Below are 17932 nucleotides of genomic sequence, written 5' to 3' on the forward strand. Positions count from 1 at the left end.
CCGCCCCTTGGGAGTTCACCGTCATGGCCGCACTGCTCCACCGGCTCGGTGCCTGGGCGCACCGGCACCGCCGGATCGTCCTGGTCGCCTGGCTGGCCGTCCTCGCCGGCATCGGCGCGCTGTCCGCCACCGCAGGCGGCTCGTACGAGGACGACTTCTCGATCCCGGGCTCGCGTGCCCAGCAGACGCTGGACACCGTGTCGCACGAGTTCGCCGCCGCTTCGGGCGCCTCCGCGCAAGTTGTGTTCGTAGCACCCGAAGGACTCGAGGTCGCCGGGCAGAAACCCGTCATCGAACAGACGCTCGCCGCCGCCGCGAAGGCACCGCAGGTCGCCGGGATGGTGGACCCGTTCGCCGCGAAGATGATCTCGCCGGACGGTCGCACCGCGCTGGCGAACGTCAACTACGCCGAGAAGAGCGCCCAGCTCGCGGACGGCACGCTGGACGCGCTGGAGGACGCGTTCCAGCCCGCCCGCGACGCCGGGCTGCGGGTGGAGCTCGGCGGTTCCGCCTACGCGAACAGCTCCGACGACAGCGGCCAGGGCGCCGAAGTGCTGGGGTTGCTGATCGCGCTGGCCGTCCTCGTGATCACGTTCGGCTCCCTGATGGCGGCCGGGTTGCCCCTGCTCACCGCACTGCTCGGGGTCGGCGCGACCGTCGCCGGGCTGGCCGCCGCCTCCGGTGCGCTCACGCTGCCGACGACCGCGCCCGCCATGGCCCTCATGCTCGGGCTGGCGGTCGGCATCGACTACGCGTTGTTCATCGTGGCGCGGCACCGGTCGCAGCTGGCGGCAGGCATGCCCGTGGCGGAGTCGGCCGCTCGCGCGATCGGCACGGCGGGCACCGCCGTCGTGTTCGCCGGGCTCACCGTGGTGATCGCGCTGGCCGGGCTGGCGGTCGTCCGGATCCCGTTCCTGACCGCGATGGGCCTGTCCGCAGCCGGCTCGGTGGTCGTCGCGGTGCTGATGGCGGTCACCCTGATCCCGGCGCTGCTGGGCTTCGCCGGGGAGCGGCTGCGGCCGAAGCCCGGTTCGCGTGCCGCCCGGCGTGAGGCCGGACGGCCGAGCCTGGGTTCGCGCTGGGTCCGGTTGATCACCCGCCGGCCGCTGGTCACGGTGGTCACCGTCGTCGCGGCGCTCGGCGTCATGGCGGCGCCCGCGCTGGGGTTGCGGCTCGCGCTCACCGACAACGGTTCCGCTCCGGTGGCCAGCACGCAGCGCCAGGCGTACGACCTCACGGCAGCCGCGTTCGGCCCGGGCTTCAACGGCCCGTTGCTGGTACTGGCCGATCTGCGGGACGGGGGCGACGCCACGGCCCTGCCCGGGAAGCTCGGCGCAGTCGACGGCGTGGCCGCCGTGAGCGCCCCGCAGCTGTCCGCGGACGGCCGGTACGCGCTCCTGCGCGTGATCCCCGAGACCGGGCCGCAGGACGAACGCACCGAACAGGTCGTGGCCGACCTGGAGGCCGCGGGCGGGCCGTCCGTCGCGGTCACCGGCTCGACCGCCATCGCACTCGACATCTCCGACCTGGTGAGCGCCTCACTGGTGCCCTTCGCCCTGATCGTCGTGGGACTCGCGGTCCTGTTGCTGCTGCTGGCCTTCCGGTCGATCGTGGTGCCGCTGAAGGCGGCGCTGGGCTTCCTGCTCTCGGTCGGCGCGGCGCTGGGCGCGGTGGTCGCGGTGTTCCAGTGGGGCTGGTTCGCCGACCTGATCGGGGTTTCGCACACCGGGCCGGTGATCACCTTCATGCCGGTCATCCTCATGGCGGTCCTGTTCGGACTCGCCATGGACTACGAGGTCTTCCTGGTCAGCCGCATGCACGAGGTGTACGCCCGGAGCGGGGATCCGCGCCGCGCGGTCACCCGGGGCTTCGGCGCCTCGGCGCGGGTCGTGGCGGCCGCCGCGCTGATCATGGTCGCGGTCTTCGCGAGCTTCGTCCCGGCCGGTGACGCCACGTTGAAACCCATCGCCTTCGCGCTGGCGATCGGTGTGCTGCTGGACGCGTTCCTGGTCCGGATGACGCTCGTGCCCGCGGTGCTGGCGCTGGCCGGGCACCGGGCGTGGCGGCTGCCGCGGTCACTCGACCGGGTGCTGCCGAACCTGGACGTCGAGGGCGCGCGGCTCGCCGAGCCCGCGAAGACGCGTCGTGCCGTCCCCGTCGAGGTGGTGAGATAGGGGACGTGGACCGCATCCTGGTGGTGGACGACGACCCTGGCCTGCGGGAGCTGCTGTTGTCCGCACTGAAGTTCGCGGGGTTCGAGGTCGAGGCGGCCGGCGACGTGCCGGCCGCGCTCGCCGCGATCGACGCCCGGCCGCCCGACGCGATCGTGCTGGACGTGATGCTGCCCGGCACCGACGGTTTCGACCTGGTGCAGCTGCTGCGCTCGCGGGAGGTCCACGTGCCCGTCATGTTCCTGACCGCGCGCGACGAGCTGGACGACCGCGTGCGCGGGCTGCGGCTCGGCGGCGACGACTACCTCACCAAACCGTTCAACGTGGTCGAGGTCGCCGCGCGGCTGGAGGCGCTGCTGCGGCGGGCCCGCCGCGTGCCGCCGGACGTGCCGGAGGGCGTGCTGCGCTGCGACGACCTGGAAATGGACGAGGCACGGCACGTGGTGACCCGAGGCGGGCAGCCGGTCGAGCTCTCCCCCACCGAGTTCCGGCTGCTGCGGTACCTGCTCCTCAACGCCGGGCGGGTGGTCTCCAAAGCGCAGATCCTGGAACACGTCTGGCAGTACGACTTCGGCGGCGACGCGGGCGTGGTGGAACGGTTCGTCTCCAACCTCCGCCGCAAGATCGACCTGGGAGGTCCGTCGTTGATCCACACCGTGCGGGGGTTCGGGTACAGCCTGCGGCCGGTGCGGCGGTGAAGCGGCTATCGCGGTGGCAGCTGACGCTCGTCGGGCTGCTCGCCGGGCCGGAGGCCGCCGCCGTCACCGCCTCCGTCCAGAATGCTTTCGACGCCCAGCGGCGGGCCGAGGAACTGTTGCGCAGCTTCGTCGCCGACGCCAGCCACGAACTGCGCACACCGCTCGCGACCATGCACGGCTGGATCGACCTCTACGCCCAGGGCGGCCTCACCGATCCCGAGCAGCTCGACCACGCGATGGAACGGATGCAGGCCGAGGTGGACCGGATGCGGCTGCTCGTCGACGAGCTGGGCCTGCTGGCCCACCTGACCACGTCGAGGCCGCTGAACCGCGAGCCGGTGGACGTGGTGGCGCTGGCGGGCGAGGTGGTCGACGACGCGAGGGTGGTCAGCGCGGACCGCGTGATCACCCTGCGCGGGGCGGCGCGGGCGGTCGTCGACGGGGACGGGCCGCGCATCCAGCAGGTGCTGCGCAACCTCGTCGGCAACGCGGTGCAGCACACTCGCCCTGGCACGCCGGTCACCGTGACCGTCACCGCCGCCGACGACGAAGTGGCGATCGCGGTGAGCGACGAGGGCGAGGGGATCGCACCTGAGCACCTGCCGCACGTGTTCGAACGCTTCTACCGCGCCGATCCCAGCCGCAGCCGCGACGGCGGTGGCTCGACGGGCCTGGGACTGGCCATCGTGGAGGCGATCGTGACCGCGCACGGCGGCACGGCCGGGGTGACCTCCACGGTCGGCCAGGGCACCACGGTCCGGGTCACCTTCCCCACCACGGCACCCGCCGAGGACTGAGCGCTCACGACGTCCTGCTGTCGTACTCCCGTTGGCTCGCCTCGATTTCCGCGCTGCGCTCGACGGTCCAGTCGTAGAGGTGTCCAAACGGGACACGCAGTGACTCGCCCAACGGGGTCAGCGAGTACTCAACCCCGACGGGCGAGGTCGGCAGGACGGTGCGCCGGACCATCCCGTTGCGTTCGAGGCGGCGCAGGGTCTGCGTCAGCACCCGCTGCGTGATCCCGTCGAGACACCGCTTCAGCTCGTTGAAGCGCGCCGGGCGCTCCAGCACCGCCATGACCATCATGGACCACTTGTCGGCGATCTGGTCCAGGATCGGCCGGCTCGGGCAGTCGGCGCTGAAGAACGGTCGCGGCTCCCCCATGGTGTCCTCCAGGATCCTAGGTGCCTTGGAAGTGCGTTCTTGACCAGGCTAGCAGCGGAACCGAGGCTAGGTATGCATCGAATACCTGGATGCCTGTCAAGAACGGAGCACACCTCGTGCCTTCCTCCACCCTCCACACGAGCACCGACGACGGCGTGCTGACCGTCGTGTTCGACAACCCGCCCGTCAACGTCCTCGGTGCCACCACGATGCGGGAACTCCGTGATCTGCTGCTGCCCCTGCGCGAGGACCCTTCGGTGAAGGTCATCGTGTTCGAGAGCGCGAACCCGGAGTTCTTCCTCGCCCACGTGGACATGAACATCCTCGATCAGAGGGACGTGCTGGAGGAGCTCGCCGCGGCCGCGCCCGAGGGCGTGAACGTGTTCCAGGCCGTCGGCGAGCTGCTCCGGCACCAGCCGCAGGTCTCCATCGTCAAGCTGGCCGGCAAGGCCCGCGGCGGTGGTGCCGAGTTCGTCGCCGCGGCGGATATGGCTTTCGCCGCAACGGAAACCGCCGGACTGGGCCAGGTCGAGGCGTTGATGGGGATCACGCCGGGCGGCGGCGCCACCCAGTACCTGCGGGACCGGGTGGGCCGCAACCGCGCGCTCGAAATCGTGCTCACCGGGCAGTTGTTCGACGCCCCGACCGCCGCGGCCTACGGCTGGATCAACCGCGCCGTACCCGCCGCACAGCTCGACGAGTACGTGGCAGAAGTCGCCCGCACCATCGCCGCACTCGCCCCCGGCGTGGTCGCGGCGGCGAAGCGCGCCTTGCCTCCCACCGATTTCGGTTCCGCGCTGGTGGTCGAGGACGAGGCGTGGGCGTCCTTGGTCGGGCTCCCCGCCGCGCAACAGCTGATGGCCGCCGCGCTCGAAGCCGGCGCGCAGACACCGGAGGGCGAACGCGACATCGAATCGGTGCTGCGCAAGGTGAGCGCATCGGTCCTCAATGGACAGTAGGGACATCGTGACGTGGCGGCTCAGTCGCTCGACGTCGAGCGCGCCCCCTCCCACGCCCGCCGCTCGTCGGCCGCCGGGTCGGTCTCCTCGCGCACGTCCTTTCCGAGCACCCCGACGCGGCGGCTGCCGAGCCGGTAGGTGGACCAGCCCGGATCGCCGTCGCGGATGAAGCGGACCCACGTGCCGTGCACGGTGTCGGCCACTTCACGCGAGGGCGAGTCGCCGATGAGCGGGTGGGTGGGCTCCTGGTCGATCGTGTCGAAGACGTACGGCAGCTCGGTGGCGTGCGCCGGGCCGAACCCGTTGTTCGAGCGGTCCTCGGGGTGGTCGAACCGGTACACCCACGTGGACGCGGCCGGTTCCCTGGCCTCGGCCACCCGGATCGCCGGCATGGCGAACATCCAGTCACCGAAGACGGCGGCCAGGACGTCTCCCGCCGAGGCGCCGGGCCGGTTGCGGCGGTACAACTCCAGACCGCTCCCCGACAACCCGTACCCCTCCGCGGAGGCGGCCAGCGCCGCGTCGTCCACCGCGTCGATCGCTCCGCCCGCCACGAGGAAGAACCGCCCTTCGTCGCGGTTCCAGCCGGTGAGCAACGGCACCGAAGCGCCCGCGCCCGACCGGAACGCGGTGAGCGGGTGGCTTTCCAGCACCTCGCCGTCGACGCTGGGCGCGAACGGGGTCAACGTCAACGCCAGGAACCCCCACCGAACCGGATCCGGTATCCCCTGCACGTCCCGCACCAGGTCGTCCACGGCGCGGGAGAGCACCGCGGGCTCGATCCGGGCGAACGCGGCGCGAGCCGGCTCGATGTCCAGGCGTTGGGCGAGGCGCCTGCTGACCATCCGCCCCAGCTCGTCGGTGAGGATGTGCAGTGCGCTGCCGCTCTGCGCGATGGCCCTGGCGAACAGACCCCGGCTCCGCTCCATGGACAGCAGCGTGGTCACGCTCATCGCACCCGCGGACTCCCCGGCGAGCGTGACCCGCTCCGGGTCACCGCCGAACGCGGCGATGTTGTCCCGCACCCATTCCAGCGCCGCTAGCTGGTCCAGCAGGCCCAGGTTCGCCCCGCCGTCGCCGAGGTGGAGGAAACCCTCGGCCCCCAGCCGGTAGTTGATGGTCACGCACACGACCCCGGCACGGGCGAACGCCGAACCGTCGTACTGCGCCACCGACCCGGAGCCGGCCACGAACGCGCCGCCGTGGATGAACACCAGCACCGGCAGGCCTTCCGCGCCGGGGTCGGGCGTCCAGACGTTGAGGTTCAGGCACTCCTCCCCCGGGATGTCGACCTCCGGCAGGAAAGCCCGGTACTGCGGCGGGTAGGGCTCCTTGGGCACCGTCGGCCCGTGTTCGACCGCGGGCCGCACCCCCTCCCACGGCTCGACCGGTTGCGGCGGCCGCAGCCGGTTGGCGCCGAACGGAGCCGCGGCGAAGGGCACGCCGAGGAACCGTGAAACACCTCCCTCGGACGTTCCTTCCACGATCCCGGCACGCACCTTGGTGCGTACCCGCGTTGGCGCCGTTGCCATGGTTCCTCCCGCTGTCGTCCGGTTTCAGCTCCCTGCGCGCAGGGTGGTCTCCGCCCACCGGCGGAACGTCGTCACCGGCAGCCCCAGCCGCGTGGCGAATTCGGGCCGCGCGGGTGCCGGGTGCGCACTCATGTGCTGCTGTCCCTGCAAGAGCGCCGCCAGCGGACCTTCCGCCGGCACCGGGCTCGCGGGCAGCTCGATGGTCGTTCCGAGGACCTCGGACAGGATCCGGGCCGCCTCCCGGAAGCTCAGCACGTCACCGGCGAGTTCGAGTTCGGCACCGTGGAACCGGTGCGGTCGGGCGAAAGCCGCGGCTGCGGCGGCGCCGATGTCGGCGACCGCGACGAAGGGGAGCCGGACGTCGAGGTCGGCGGCGACGTGGAGCCGGTCCGACGTCAACTCGGCGAAGTAGACCGACGGGCGCACGAAGTTCTCCATGAACGTCGCGGGGCGCAGGACCGTCCACTGTGGAAAACCCGCACCGCGCACGAGGTCCTCGACCGCGGCCTTGCTGTGGTAGTAGGCCCGCATGGGCGCACCCCAGCGTGACTCGTCGAAGTTCTCGAGGTCGACCGTGCCCGTGCCCGAGACGGAGGTGTGCACGAACTGCTCGACACCGGCGGCGAGGGCGGCGTCGACGAGGTTGCGCCCGCGGCGGACTTCGGCATCACTCGCCGGATCGGTGAGATCGGGCGTCTGCACCGAAAACACCGCGCGAGCGCCGTCGAGGGCGTCCTTCAGCGACGGGAGGTCGTCGAGGTCGCCCCGGACGAGCGTGGCGCCCAGCTCACCGACTGCGGCGGCACGCTCGGCGCCGGGGTCCCGGACCAGGGCGCGCACCGGGACGCCGGCGGCCAGCAGCGCGCGGGCGACGGCGCCGCCCTGCTTGCCGGTCGCTCCGGTGATCAGCACGAAAGACGGTGGCGTGGGCACGGCGATCCTCTCCGGGAGATAAGTGGGGTGGTACCCCGTTTTCCGCCCGCTACGATATGGGGCGCCCCTCCGTTTGTCCAGAAGAAAGGTCGTGCCGTGGTGAAGTCCGAGGCCAGGCCCCGCGCGGACTGGCAGCGCAACCACGAACGGCTCGTCGCCGCGGCCGCGGCGCTGGTGGCGCGGGACGGCGCGCAGGTCTCGCTCGAGGAGGTCGCCCGCGAGGCCGGGGTCGGGTCGGCCACCCTGCACCGGCACTTCGCCTCCCGGCACGCACTGCTCGAAGAGGTCTTCCAGGATTCGCTGGAGCGCCTCCGCCGGAGAGCGGGTGAACTGGCGGGCGGAGATGCCCGGACCGGACTGGTCACCTGGCTGGAAGAACTGACCGTCGCCGCCGCGGACACCCGCGGCCTGGCCGCCTCGCTGGGCGCCGGCGAAACCTGCCACACCATCATCCGCGACGCGACGACGGACCTGGTGAACCGCGCACGCACCGCGGCCGCCGTCCGCCCCGAGGTGTCCCCCGACGACCTGCTCACCCTGGTGACGGCCGTGTCCCTCGCCACCGAAGGCGACGCGGCGACGGCCCGCCGCCTGCTCGGACTCGCACTGGTGGGCGTGCTGCCCTGAGCGTCAGCGCTTGCCGTAGGCCGCACGGAGGTGGTCGCCGATCATCGCGATGGCCGTGCGCGCCGTGTCCAGGTGCTTGAAGTGCGTGAAGCCGTGGTCGACGCCGGGGAACTCGTGGTAGGTGACGTCGGCGCCGTGCGCGCGGGCTCGCTCGGCGAAGGCGCGCATGTCGTGGCGGAGGGTGTCGAAGCCGCCGGTGAGGATCAGCAGCGGTGGGAAGTCACCCGGTTCCGGGTACCGGGCCGGTGACACCACCGGATCGGTCAGGTCGGCGCCGAGGAGGTAGGTGTCGCGGATCATCCGCAGCATCCAGGGTCCGATGACCGGGACCCGCCGCGGGGAGGTGCGGCTCTCGTCGGGCAGGGAGAAGTCCGACGCGCCGTATTCCAGGCTGGCGGCCACCGGCGCGGGTTTCCCGTCCTGCAGCGCCTGCACGAGCACGCTCAGCGCGAGCTTCGCACCCGCGCTGCCCCCACCGACGGACACCCGGTCCGCGTCCCAGCCCCGGTTCCCCGCCTGGTCGAGGATCCACGAGTAGGCGTCGTAACACTCCTGCTCCGCGACGGGGAACCGGACCTGCGGGGCCACGTCGTAGTCGGGCAGGACCACGTAGCAGGACAGTTCGCTGGCCAGGTACCTGGCGACGTTGTCCTCCTGCTCCGGACGGCGCACCGCGAACGCGCCGCCGTGGAGGAGCAGGTGCACCGGAGGGCGCCGTCCCGCGGACAGTTCCGCCTCCAGGTCGGCCGGGACCGGTGAGTACAGCAGGGCGCGGATCTCACCGTGGCGGGTCGGGATCGCGATCCTCGCCGGTGCGGCAACGGGTTTCGTGGCGAACTGCAGGTCCCGCGATTCGAGCAGGAGCCTGCCCAGTAGCGGGAAGAACACCTGGAACGCGCGGGCGAGCAGCGCGGGCCGCCAGGCGATGGCGGGATCTTTGAAGGGCATCAGGCGGTAGCCCTCACGCGCTGTCCGACGGCTCGTCGGCGATGGTGACGGTCATCTCGGCGGGCTCCTGAACTTTGTTAACGTAGCCCCGTGGCGAAGGGCATCACGCGGGAACGGATCGTGACGGCGGCACTCGAACTGCTCGACGAGAAGGGCATGGACGCCCTCACCGTGCGCGCTCTCGCGTCCCGGCTCGACGTGGCGGCACCCGCACTGTATTGGCACGTGCGCAACAAGCAGGAGCTGCTCGACGAGATGAGCACTTTCGTCATGCGCCGCGTCACGGACGCGCTCTCGTCGATTCCCGCAGGGGCAGACTGGCGGGACGACCTGGCCACGTACGGCCGGGTGCTGCGCACGGAGTACCTCCGCCACCGGGACGGCGCACGCATCTTCAGCGGCACGCGCTTCTCCGACCCCGAGGTCGTGAAGGCCAAGGAATCCTGGCTCGCGCGCCTGACCGAAGCCGGGTTCTCGCTCGCCGAAGCCGACGACGCCATCGAGCTGGTCACCGCGTTCGTCGTCGGTTTCGTCATCGAGGAGCAGGAGCGCAGCCAGTCCGCCGGCATCGACCCGGCCCGCTATTCGCTGGCCGACCGCGACGCGTGGCTGGGTGAGGGCGCCGAACTGGTCAAGGCCGCAGGCCACCTCCGCGACGACGGCGACCAGCGGTTCGAACGGCACCTCGCCGTCCTCCTCGACGGGCTCGCGGCGCAGTCACGCTGACGGCGGAACGACCTCAGGCCGTGGCGTCGAGGTCCAGTGTCGTGCCGCCACCTTCGGCGGCGTGCTGCGCCATGCGCCGCTCCAGCGCCTTGCGGCTGAGGTCGAGCAGGTCCTCCGTCGTGTTGTACGTGACCAGTTCGGCGAGTTCGGGCGAGTACCGTTCCACGATCTGCCGCACCCGGATCGCCGCGAGGGAACCCAGCGTGTTGTACACCTCGACGAAGATCTCGTACGCCTCGCGGCGCGGCCACTTCGCCGGCAGCAGGTTCGACGGCAGGTCCGGGTCGATGCCCGGGAAGCTCCGCCAGCTGTCCATGATGTGCGTGCGCGACAACAGCGCCTGGCTCGCACCCACGTCCCCGTCGCGGACCTGCGTGCGAAGGCGCCCGTACGTGGTGATGAACTCGTGGTACCGCGCGGCGATCTCGTCGAGGTCCCAGGCGTCGATCGCGCGCCGCGCGGACGGCGGGTGCTCCGTGGCGCGGAAGATGGTGACCTCCCGCAGACCCAGTTCGTCGAACTCCTGCCGGGCCTGTTCGGCGACCGGCCGGGCCGACACCCACGTGCCGTCGTAGAGCGGGGCGAACCCCAGCCACCGCAGGCGCGAGTAGACCGAGTAGCGCGAATCGCGCTCGCGCTCCGACAGCGAGAACATCGCCACCGTCCACCGGCCGTCCCAGGACTCGTTCTCCTGGCCGAACGAGATGAACCGGTAACCCCGCGCCAGCAGCATGTCCGACGCGCCGGGCGCGAGACCGTAGTAGGAGTTGCGGCCCACCTTCGACGAGACGACGACACCCCGCCGGGCCAGCCGGTTGAGCGCCGCGCGCGCCGCGGTGAGGCCGATGTCGAACTCGCCCAGCAGCGCGACGAGCGCGGCGGAGGGCAGGTGCTCGTCGCGCAGCACCCAGTAGTCGCCGAGCAGCGTGGTCAGCAGGTGCTGCGAGGAGGTCCCCGCCTGCGACCTCGGCAGCTGCGGCGGCTGCGTGCCGGTCATCCGATCACCCCCCGGGTCGACGAAGCATAACCGGCCTGCGATCGGGCCAGCCGCATCAGCGCGACGGAACTCGTCCAAGCATGACTTAGCACGACACAAGTTGACAAGATGTGACGGCAAAGTACCGCGTTTTTACCGAAAACTCCCTGTCAGTCACGGTACGTGCATCATCGAACCCGTCCGCCGCCACAGCACAGCTCCAACCGATACGCGACAGAATCATTGACAGTCGGAAGATCTGCGGATTATGGTCCAGCCCACACTCGCCGGACGGCGACCGGCTGCGCGCGCACCGGGCAGCCGGCGTTCGGCCGCTCCCCAGTGTCGAGGAGGACACGATGCGCAGACTTTCGCCGGGCAGGCGGCGCGCCCCCGCTGTGCTCGCCACCGCCACCGCGATGTCACTGGCGTTGTTCGCGGCCGCGGCCTGTTCGCCGGCCGGCGGCGGCTCGCCGTCCAGCGGTTCGGCGTCGAAGCTCACCCTGCAGTTCACCGGTCCGCCGATCAGCCTCAACCCCGCGCTGGGCGGCAACGGACTGTCCACGATGTACACCGCGCTCGCCTACGACCCGCTGATCTACCTCAGCGGCGACGGCAAGCTGGTCCCGGACCTGGCCACCGAGTGGCACTACGTCGGCGAGGGCAACAAGGTCTTCGAGCTGACCCTGCGCCAGGGCGTCAAGTTCACCGACGGCAGCCCGCTCACGGCCGACGCAGCCGTCGCGTCGATGAACTACTTCCTCAAGGCGGGTGGCGGACTCGTCAGCAACGCCGGGCCGATCGACTCGATCACGGCGGCGGCCCCCGACAAGGTCCGCGTCACGTACAAGTCGGCGAACCCCGACGCCGCCATGACCATGACGCAGTACTACGGGATCGGCTCGATCATCGGGCCGAAGGGCCTTGCCGACCCGCAGTCGCTGCTGACCACCAGCGACGGGACCGGGCAGTACGTCTACAACGGCAAGACGTCGGTGGCCAACAGCCGCTACGACTACGACAAGAACCCGGCCTACTTCAACCCCTCCGCCCAGATGTTCGGCGGCGTGAGCATCCGCGTGATCGGGGACGCGCAGGCGGTGCTGTCCGCCACGCAGACCGGGCAGGTGCAGTTCGCGGCCGGCAGCTCCGCCACCGTGGACGCCGCGAAACAGGCCAACCTCACGGTCCTCTCGGCGCCGTTCTTCAACTGGAACCTGATCCTCGCCGACGCGGCGGGGACGGTCAGCAAGCCGCTGGGCGACGTCCGCGTCCGGCAGGCCATTGCGTACGCGCTCGACCGCAAGGGCCTGGCCAACGCGCTGGGCGGCCAGTACGCCGGCCCCAGCACGCAGGTCCTGCTGCCGGGCCTCGACGGGTACGTCCCCGAGGCCGGCTACACCTACGACCTCGCCAAGGCGAAGAGCCTGATGGCGGAGGCCGGCTACCCCGACGGGTTCCCGCTGACCGTCCTCACCGAGTCGGTGATCGACCGGAACACGACCTACTCACAGGCCATTGTGGACGCTCTGGGTGCCATCGGGATCAAGGCCACCCTGCACGTGGAGGCCACCGGCATCGGCCAGTTCTCCGGTGACGCGCTGAGCAAGCAGTACGCCGCGATCATCTTCCCCAGCGCGGGTACCGACCTGTTCCAGGTGCACAACCAGATCTCGGCGGGGCTGTTCAACCCGTTCGGCCACAAGGACGAGCAGCTGGACACGACGCTGGCGCAGGCTTTCGCGGCCGACGGTGCCGAGCGGACCCGGCTGTACCAGCAGGCCTCGCAGCGCTACCAGGACCTCGCCTGGTACGTGCCGGTCTTCTCCACCGAGAACCTCCTCTACGTCAGCCCGAAGCTGGACAACGTCAAGACCTCGGAGCTCAACCCCAACCCGATGCCGGTCGCGCCGACGCCGGAACTCGCCTGGCGGAACAAGTAGGCCAGGGGGAACCGATGACGCGGGAAGGAGGACGACTGCCGTGCTGAAACTGCTGGCCCACCGGATCGCGTTGTCGATCCCGCTGATCCTGCTGGTCTCGGTGGTGGTGTTCGCGCTCGAGTCGCTCGTGCCCGGCGATCCGGCGCAGACCGTGCTCGGGCAGGCCGCGACCCCGGAGAGCATCGCGGCGCTGCACCAGCAGATGGGGCTCGACCAGCCGTGGCCCGAACGCTACTGGAACTGGCTTTCCGGTCTACTGCACGGAAATCTCGGCACCTCGCTGTTCACCGGCGACGACGTCGTGTCGGCGCTGAACACGCGGCTGGGCATCACGGTGTCACTGGTGCTGTGCTGCGTGGTCGTCAGCGCCGTGGTCGGCACCGCGCTCGGCCTGTTCAGCGCGGTGCGCGGCGGCCCGGCCGCACGCGTCGTCGACGTGCTGTCGCTGGCCGGGCTGGCGTTGCCGAACTTCTGGGTCGCGATCGTCCTGGTGGCGTTGTTCGCCGTGAAGGTGCGCCTGTTCCCGGCGACCGGCTACGTGCCGTTCGCCGAGTCGCCGGGGCAGTGGGCGCGCTCGCTGGTCCTGCCGGTGATCGCGCTCAGCCTGTTCGGGATCACCGCGGTGGCGAAGCAGGCCCGCGACTCGGCGCTCGACGTGCTGGACACCGACTACATCCGGGTGCTGCGCGGCAACGGCGTCGCCGAATCGCGGATCGTGTTCAAGCACGTCCTGCGCAACGCCGCCATCCCGGTGGTCACGGTGCTGGGCGTGGTCGCGGTCTCGATGCTCAGCGGCACGGTGTTCGTCGAGGGGGTGTTCGTGCTCCCCGGGCTGGGCAGCCTCGCCACGCAGGCCACCACGGACCACGACCTGCCCGTCATCCTCGGCATCGGCGTCTACTTCACCGTGGTGGTCATCGTCATCAACCTGCTCGTCGACCTCGCGTACGGCGTGCTCAACCCGAAGGTGCGGGCGTCATGACCACAGTGCCCGAACCGGCGGCCACCCCTCCGGCGGCCGGCACGAGCCTGGTCCGCTCCGTGCTCACGTCGCCCCGGGGTGCGATCGCCGTCGCGTTCCTCGTCCTGCTCGTGCTCGCCTGCGTGCTGGCGCCGCTCATCGCGCCGTACGACCCGCTGGCGCAGCACCTGTCCGCGGTCCGGGCGGGGCCGTCGGGGGACTACTGGCTGGGCACCGACAGCCTGGGCCGCGACCTGCTCAGCCGGCTGCTCCACGGCGGCCGCAGCTCGCTGCTCGGTGTGCTGGAAGCCGTCGTCGCGCAGCTGGTCGTGGCTGTCCCTTGTGGACTGTTCGCCGGGTACCGCGGCGGCGCCTTCGACCGGATAACCATGCGTGTCGCGGAAGTGGTGATGTCCGTACCGGTCATCATCATCCTGCTGGCGGTCCTGTCGATCTTCGACCGCAGCATGACGTCGGCCATGATCGCGTTCGGCGTGCTCGGCTCGGCGGGGCTGATGCGGGTCGTCCGCGGCGCGGCGCTCGCCGCACGCGAGGAGCTGTACGTGACGGCGGCCGAGCTGATGGGCCTGTCGAGGCTGCAGGTCGTCGTGCGGCATGTGCTCCCCCGCTGCCGCGGCGTCATCGTCGTCCAGGCGTCGTTGTTCGCGGCCGTCACGCTCGGGGTGCAGACCGGTTTGACGTTCCTGTCGCTGGGACCGCCCCCGCCCGCGCCGACGTGGGGCGGCATGGTCGCCGACGCCGCTTCGGTGTTCAACCAGGACGCGTGGATGCTCGTGCCGCCCGGCGTCACCATCGCGCTCACCGTGCTCGCATTCGGCGTGCTAGGTGACGTCGTCCGCGATGCCAACGCGGAGAAGCAGGCCGCCGCACCCCGCGCCCGGCGCAGGCGCCACACGGCCCCGGCCACAGGTGCCACACCGCGGGAAGACGTGCTGCTCTCGGTGCGGGACCTGTCGGTCGCGACCGATGGTGAGCACCCGCTCGCCCTGATCGACGGGGTCGGCTTCGACATCGAGGCCGGGGAAACCGTCGGCCTGGTCGGCGAATCGGGCAGCGGCAAGACCATGACGGCGCGTGCCGTGATGGGCCTGCTGCCCCGCAACTGCCGGATCGCCTCCGGGGCGGTCGTGTTCGACGGCAAGCCCATCCATGGTCTGGACCAGCGCGCGTTCCGCGAGCTGCGCGGCAGGCGGATCGCGATGATCTCCCAGGAGCCGATGGCCGCGCTCGACCCGTCCTTCCGGATCGGGTCGCTGGTCGCCGAGGTCGTCCGCGCGGTGGACGACCTCAAGGGCGCGGCGTTGCGCGCCAGGGTGGTCGAGCTCCTGCGCATGGTCGAGATCCCCGACCCCGAGGGCGTCGCCCGCCGGTTCCCGCACCAGATCTCCGGCGGGATGGCCCAGCGGGTGGCGATCGCGATGGCACTGGCCGGGCGGCCGGAGCTGCTCATCGCCGACGAACCCACGACCGCGCTCGACGTGACCGTGCAGGCGGAGATCCTCGACCTGCTGCGCTCGCTGCAGCGGGAAAACCACATGGCGATCCTGCTCGTCACGCACAACTGGGGTGTCGTCGCCGACCTGTGCACGAAGGTCGTCGTCATGTACGCCGGGCAGGTGGTCGAGACCGCGAGCGCCGCGGACATCTTCAGCAGGCCCGCGCACCCCTACACGCGGGCGCTGTTGCAGTCCAGCCCGGAGAACACCCCGCTCGGCGAACGCATCCGGGCCATCCCCGGCACGGTGCCCTCACCACACGAATGGCCGACCGGCTGCCGCTTCGCGAGCCGGTGCGACCTCGCGCGGCCGGAGTGCACGGAGGGAGCGATACCCGTGGAAGCGCTTTCCGGAGACCGGATCTCGCGCTGCATCAGGATCGACGCCCTGCTCGGCGAGGAGGTGAGCCGGTGACCGCGTTGCTCGAAGTCGAGGGGCTGTGCGTCGACTACCCGGTCAAACGACGGCAGAGCTTCCGCGCGGTGGACGGTGTCGACCTGACGGTGGCCGCCGGGGAGACGCTGGGGCTGGTCGGCGAATCGGGGTCCGGGAAATCCACGATCGCCAAGGCGATCCTGGGCATCACGCCGGTCACCTCGGGCACGATCCGGTTCGACGGCGTCGAGCTGGACCCTCGGCGCGTGCGGCGGCGCACCCCGGTCACCGACATGGGCGTCGTCTTCCAGGACCCGGTCAGCTCGCTCGACCCGGCCAAGACCGTCGGCTACACCGTGGCCGAGCCCCTGCTCGCCCGGAAAGGCGGGGACAGGGCCGAGGTGCGCCGGCGGGTGGCGGAGATGCTGGAACTGGTCGGGCTGCCCGCGGGCGCCGCTTCCCGTTACCCCGCCCAGTTTTCGGGCGGCCAGCGCCAGCGGATCGCGATCGCGCGGGCGTTCGTCGTCCGGCCCCGGCTCGTCATCTGCGACGAGGCGGTCAGCGCGCTGGACCTGTCCGTCCAGGCGCAGATCCTCAACCTGCTGTCCGACGTCCAGCGCGAACTGGGCGTCAGCTACCTGTTCATCTCGCACGACCTGAGCGTCGTCGAGCACATCTCCGACCGCGTCGTCGTGCTCTACCGGGGACGCGTCATGGAAACCGGCACCGCCCGCGAGCTGGTCCGGTCGCCCCAGCACCCCTACACGCGGGCGCTGCTGGCGGCCGCTCCCGTGCAGGACCCGGCGCGGCAACGCCGACGCCGGGAACTGCGGGAGAGCTACCGCGTCCAGCGCGGCCCGGCGTTGCCTCTGGCCGACTCGTGCCCGTACGCGCACCGCTGCGGCTTCGCCGTCGACGCGTGTTTCCAGCGGCAACCGGTGCCCCAACCGGGCGCTGCGGGCGGGATCGTCACCTGCCACCGCCACGGCGACCTGCCGGCCGTCCAGGTCGAGGAGGTGGCATGACGGCGCCGCTCGGGACCGCGCGGCTTCCCGGCACCGGCTTCGGCGTGGACCTGGAATCCGCCGGGTACCGCGAAGACGAGTACCTCTTCAGCGGCAGTGCGACGACGTGGACGTACGACTCGCGGATGCGCGCGGTGGCCGAGGACAGCGAAGTTCCTTACACGACGCGGATCCTCGTCCGACGACCGGTGGATCCCGCGCGTTTCAACGGGGTCGTGCAGGCCGAACCGCTCCATCCGGAGTACGACACCGCACCCACGTGGCGCGCGCTGCACCCGTGGATCCTGCGGACCGGCGCGGCGTGGGTGGGCATCACGCAGGAGCCGCGGATGGCCGAATCCCTGCGCACCGAGTTCGATCCCGGCCGGTACGGCTCGCTCTCGATCCCCGCGCCGAGCCTGCGTTACGACATCGTCGCCGACGTCGTCACAGCGCTGCGGACCGGAAAGCTCTGGGACGGGCCGGAAATCGCGCGTGCGTACCTGTCGGGCTGGTCGATGACCGGCAGCTTCTGCCGCGTGTTCCTCGGCGAAGGTTTCCACGAACGGCGGCGCCTGCCCGGCGGCGCACCGGTGTTCGACGGGTACGTGGTCGCCATTTCCTCGGGCGGCGCGGAACGCGCCGGTTACCCGGGACTGTCGGACATGCCCCCGATGGACGACGCGCGGCGGACCATCGGCGGGCACGACGTCCCGGTGGTCGAACTGCTCAGCGAGGCCGAGTCGGAAACCCACGAACCGGTCCTGCGCCCGGACAGCGACGAGCCGGACGACCGTTACCGGCTCTACCAGGTCGCGGGCACCTCGCACGACAGCACCGGCCCGCGGCACGTTCTGACGAACCAGGAACAGTACCGGCGCCGCGGGCTTCCGGTGCCCAGCCAGCGGATCATCGAGACCCCCAGCGATGCGCGGCTGGATTTCGTGGCCCGCGCGGTGTTTTCGCTCCTGGACCGGTGGGTCGCGGACGGCACGCCGCCTCCGCGAGCGGACCGGTTCACGTTCGCCGACGGCGACCTCGCACGCGACGACCAGGGCAACGTCCTGGGCGGCATCCGCACGCCGTGGGTGGAGGTTCCCGTCGCGCGGTACCACCCGCACAGCACGCCGGTGCCGGGGGCGTGCGTGCCCTCGCCGTGGATGCCGATGATCGAGCCGGAGGCCATGACCTGGCTGACCGGCAACATGACTCCCTTCCCCGCCGAGCTGCTGAGCAGCCGCTACCCCACGGCCGACGACTACCTCACCCGGTACCGCGAAAGCTGTTTCGCCCTGGTGGATCAGGGTTTCCTGCTCTGGGGCGAGGTCGAACCGCTGCTGGTCGCGGCGGAGCAGCGCGCCCTGCACTTGCTCCCCTCATCGTAGATTTCCGGAGGTT

Annotated in this window: 16 protein-coding genes; 11 read left to right on the forward strand and 5 right to left on the reverse strand. The window is 71.2% G+C overall.

Annotated features, from left to right (window positions below; all coding sequences use genetic code 11):
- The first annotated feature begins 23 nt into the window (after window positions 1–23).
- From BMZ92_RS17375 to BMZ92_RS17385, 3 genes are read left to right on the forward strand one after another with little or no spacing between them, the layout of a single operon-like run.
- Complete coding sequence (locus tag BMZ92_RS17375) at window positions 24–2174, forward strand: MMPL family transporter (RefSeq protein WP_091508680.1); 2151 nt, start codon at window positions 24–26, stop codon at window positions 2172–2174.
- Entirely contained in the window at window positions 2171–2869 is a 699-nt protein-coding gene (locus BMZ92_RS17380) for a response regulator transcription factor (protein WP_091508912.1), read from the forward strand. Before BMZ92_RS17375 ends, BMZ92_RS17380 begins: the two co-directional genes overlap by 4 nt.
- Window positions 2866–3666, forward strand: coding sequence for a sensor histidine kinase (locus BMZ92_RS17385; protein WP_091508682.1), 801 nt, complete (start codon window positions 2866–2868; stop codon window positions 3664–3666). Before BMZ92_RS17380 ends, BMZ92_RS17385 begins: the two co-directional genes overlap by 4 nt.
- A 4-nt stretch (window positions 3667–3670) precedes the next feature.
- On the opposite strand, the gene BMZ92_RS17390 is transcribed toward BMZ92_RS17385, so the two are convergent.
- The gene (locus BMZ92_RS17390) at window positions 3671–4033 is read right to left on the reverse strand and encodes a winged helix-turn-helix transcriptional regulator (protein WP_091508683.1); all 363 of its coding nucleotides are present in this window, start codon (window positions 4031–4033) and stop codon (window positions 3671–3673) included.
- A gap of 116 nt (window positions 4034–4149) precedes the next feature.
- Here BMZ92_RS17390 and BMZ92_RS17395 point away from each other — a divergent pair, with 116 nt between their 5' ends.
- Window positions 4150–4992, forward strand: a complete 843-nt coding sequence (locus BMZ92_RS17395; protein WP_245783109.1) for an enoyl-CoA hydratase/isomerase family protein — start codon at window positions 4150–4152, stop codon at window positions 4990–4992.
- A gap of 20 nt (window positions 4993–5012) precedes the next feature.
- On the opposite strand, the gene BMZ92_RS17400 is transcribed toward BMZ92_RS17395, so the two are convergent.
- Window positions 5013–6524, reverse strand: coding sequence for a carboxylesterase/lipase family protein (locus BMZ92_RS17400; protein WP_091508688.1), 1512 nt, complete (start codon window positions 6522–6524; stop codon window positions 5013–5015).
- A gap of 24 nt (window positions 6525–6548) precedes the next feature.
- Window positions 6549–7457, reverse strand: coding sequence for an NmrA family NAD(P)-binding protein (locus BMZ92_RS17405; RefSeq protein ID WP_091508690.1), 909 nt, complete (start codon window positions 7455–7457; stop codon window positions 6549–6551).
- Window positions 7458–7553: 96 nt separating this feature from the next.
- Between BMZ92_RS17405 and BMZ92_RS17410 the strand changes: the two genes are divergently transcribed.
- The gene (locus BMZ92_RS17410) at window positions 7554–8084 is read left to right on the forward strand and encodes a TetR/AcrR family transcriptional regulator (protein WP_091508693.1); all 531 of its coding nucleotides are present in this window, start codon (window positions 7554–7556) and stop codon (window positions 8082–8084) included.
- Between the two features lie 3 nt (window positions 8085–8087).
- Here BMZ92_RS17410 and BMZ92_RS17415 read toward each other — a convergent pair whose 3' ends face one another.
- Window positions 8088–9032 carry an alpha/beta hydrolase gene (locus BMZ92_RS17415; RefSeq protein WP_091508694.1) on the reverse strand — a complete coding sequence of 315 codons (945 nt, stop codon included), beginning with the start codon at window positions 9030–9032 and terminating at the stop codon, window positions 8088–8090.
- A gap of 90 nt (window positions 9033–9122) precedes the next feature.
- Here BMZ92_RS17415 and BMZ92_RS17420 point away from each other — a divergent pair, with 90 nt between their 5' ends.
- Window positions 9123–9758 carry a TetR/AcrR family transcriptional regulator C-terminal domain-containing protein gene (locus BMZ92_RS17420; RefSeq protein ID WP_091508697.1) on the forward strand — a complete coding sequence of 212 codons (636 nt, stop codon included), beginning with the start codon at window positions 9123–9125 and terminating at the stop codon, window positions 9756–9758.
- 13 nt (window positions 9759–9771) lie between these two features.
- Here the strand turns inward: BMZ92_RS17420 and BMZ92_RS17425 are convergent, their stop codons facing one another.
- Complete coding sequence (locus tag BMZ92_RS17425; protein WP_091508699.1) at window positions 9772–10755, reverse strand: PaaX family transcriptional regulator; 984 nt, start codon at window positions 10753–10755, stop codon at window positions 9772–9774.
- 338 nt (window positions 10756–11093) lie between these two features.
- Here BMZ92_RS17425 and BMZ92_RS17430 point away from each other — a divergent pair, with 338 nt between their 5' ends.
- Genes BMZ92_RS17430 through BMZ92_RS17450 form a run of 5 tightly spaced genes read left to right on the forward strand, consistent with a single transcriptional unit; the run spans window position 11094 to window position 17919 of the window.
- On the forward strand, window positions 11094–12677 hold the full coding sequence (locus BMZ92_RS17430) for an ABC transporter substrate-binding protein (protein ID WP_091508701.1): 1584 nt from the start codon (window positions 11094–11096) through the stop codon (window positions 12675–12677).
- A 40-nt stretch (window positions 12678–12717) separates the two neighbouring features.
- Window positions 12718–13659 (forward strand): ABC transporter permease, encoded by a 942-nt coding sequence (locus BMZ92_RS17435; protein WP_091508704.1) that lies wholly within the window; start codon window positions 12718–12720, stop codon window positions 13657–13659.
- Window positions 13656–15569: a dipeptide/oligopeptide/nickel ABC transporter permease/ATP-binding protein gene (locus tag BMZ92_RS17440; RefSeq protein WP_091508707.1), complete on the forward strand. Its 1914-nt coding sequence runs from the start codon at window positions 13656–13658 to the stop codon at window positions 15567–15569. Before BMZ92_RS17435 ends, BMZ92_RS17440 begins: the two co-directional genes overlap by 4 nt.
- Window positions 15566–16555, forward strand: coding sequence for an oligopeptide/dipeptide ABC transporter ATP-binding protein (locus BMZ92_RS17445; protein WP_177228737.1), 990 nt, complete (start codon window positions 15566–15568; stop codon window positions 16553–16555). The genes BMZ92_RS17440 and BMZ92_RS17445 overlap by 4 nt, the downstream gene beginning before the upstream one ends.
- Complete coding sequence (locus tag BMZ92_RS17450) at window positions 16552–17919, forward strand: alpha/beta hydrolase domain-containing protein (protein ID WP_091508708.1); 1368 nt, start codon at window positions 16552–16554, stop codon at window positions 17917–17919. The genes BMZ92_RS17445 and BMZ92_RS17450 overlap by 4 nt, the downstream gene beginning before the upstream one ends.
- Window positions 17920–17932 lie beyond the last annotated feature (13 nt).

The sequence above is a fragment of the Amycolatopsis sacchari genome (assembly GCF_900114035.1).
Classification (GTDB): domain Bacteria; phylum Actinomycetota; class Actinomycetes; order Mycobacteriales; family Pseudonocardiaceae; genus Amycolatopsis_E; species Amycolatopsis_E sacchari.

Excerpts from the sequence above, each read along its gene's own strand:
- BMZ92_RS17415 (WP_091508694.1), bottom strand. The coding sequence starts at position 9,032 with ATGCCCTTCAAAGATCCCGCCATCGCCTGGCGGCCCGCGCTGCTCGCC.
- BMZ92_RS17430 (WP_091508701.1), top strand. The coding sequence starts at position 11,094 with ATGCGCAGACTTTCGCCGGGCAGGCGGCGCGCCCCCGCTGTGCTCGCC.
- BMZ92_RS17390 (WP_091508683.1), bottom strand. The coding sequence starts at position 4,033 with ATGGGGGAGCCGCGACCGTTCTTCAGCGCCGACTGCCCGAGCCGGCCG.
- BMZ92_RS17440 (WP_091508707.1), top strand. The coding sequence starts at position 13,656 with ATGACCACAGTGCCCGAACCGGCGGCCACCCCTCCGGCGGCCGGCACG.
- BMZ92_RS17425 (WP_091508699.1), bottom strand. The coding sequence starts at position 10,755 with ATGACCGGCACGCAGCCGCCGCAGCTGCCGAGGTCGCAGGCGGGGACC.
- BMZ92_RS17450 (WP_091508708.1), top strand. The coding sequence starts at position 16,552 with ATGACGGCGCCGCTCGGGACCGCGCGGCTTCCCGGCACCGGCTTCGGC.
- BMZ92_RS17400 (WP_091508688.1), bottom strand. The coding sequence starts at position 6,524 with ATGGCAACGGCGCCAACGCGGGTACGCACCAAGGTGCGTGCCGGGATC.
- BMZ92_RS17375 (WP_091508680.1), top strand. The coding sequence starts at position 24 with ATGGCCGCACTGCTCCACCGGCTCGGTGCCTGGGCGCACCGGCACCGC.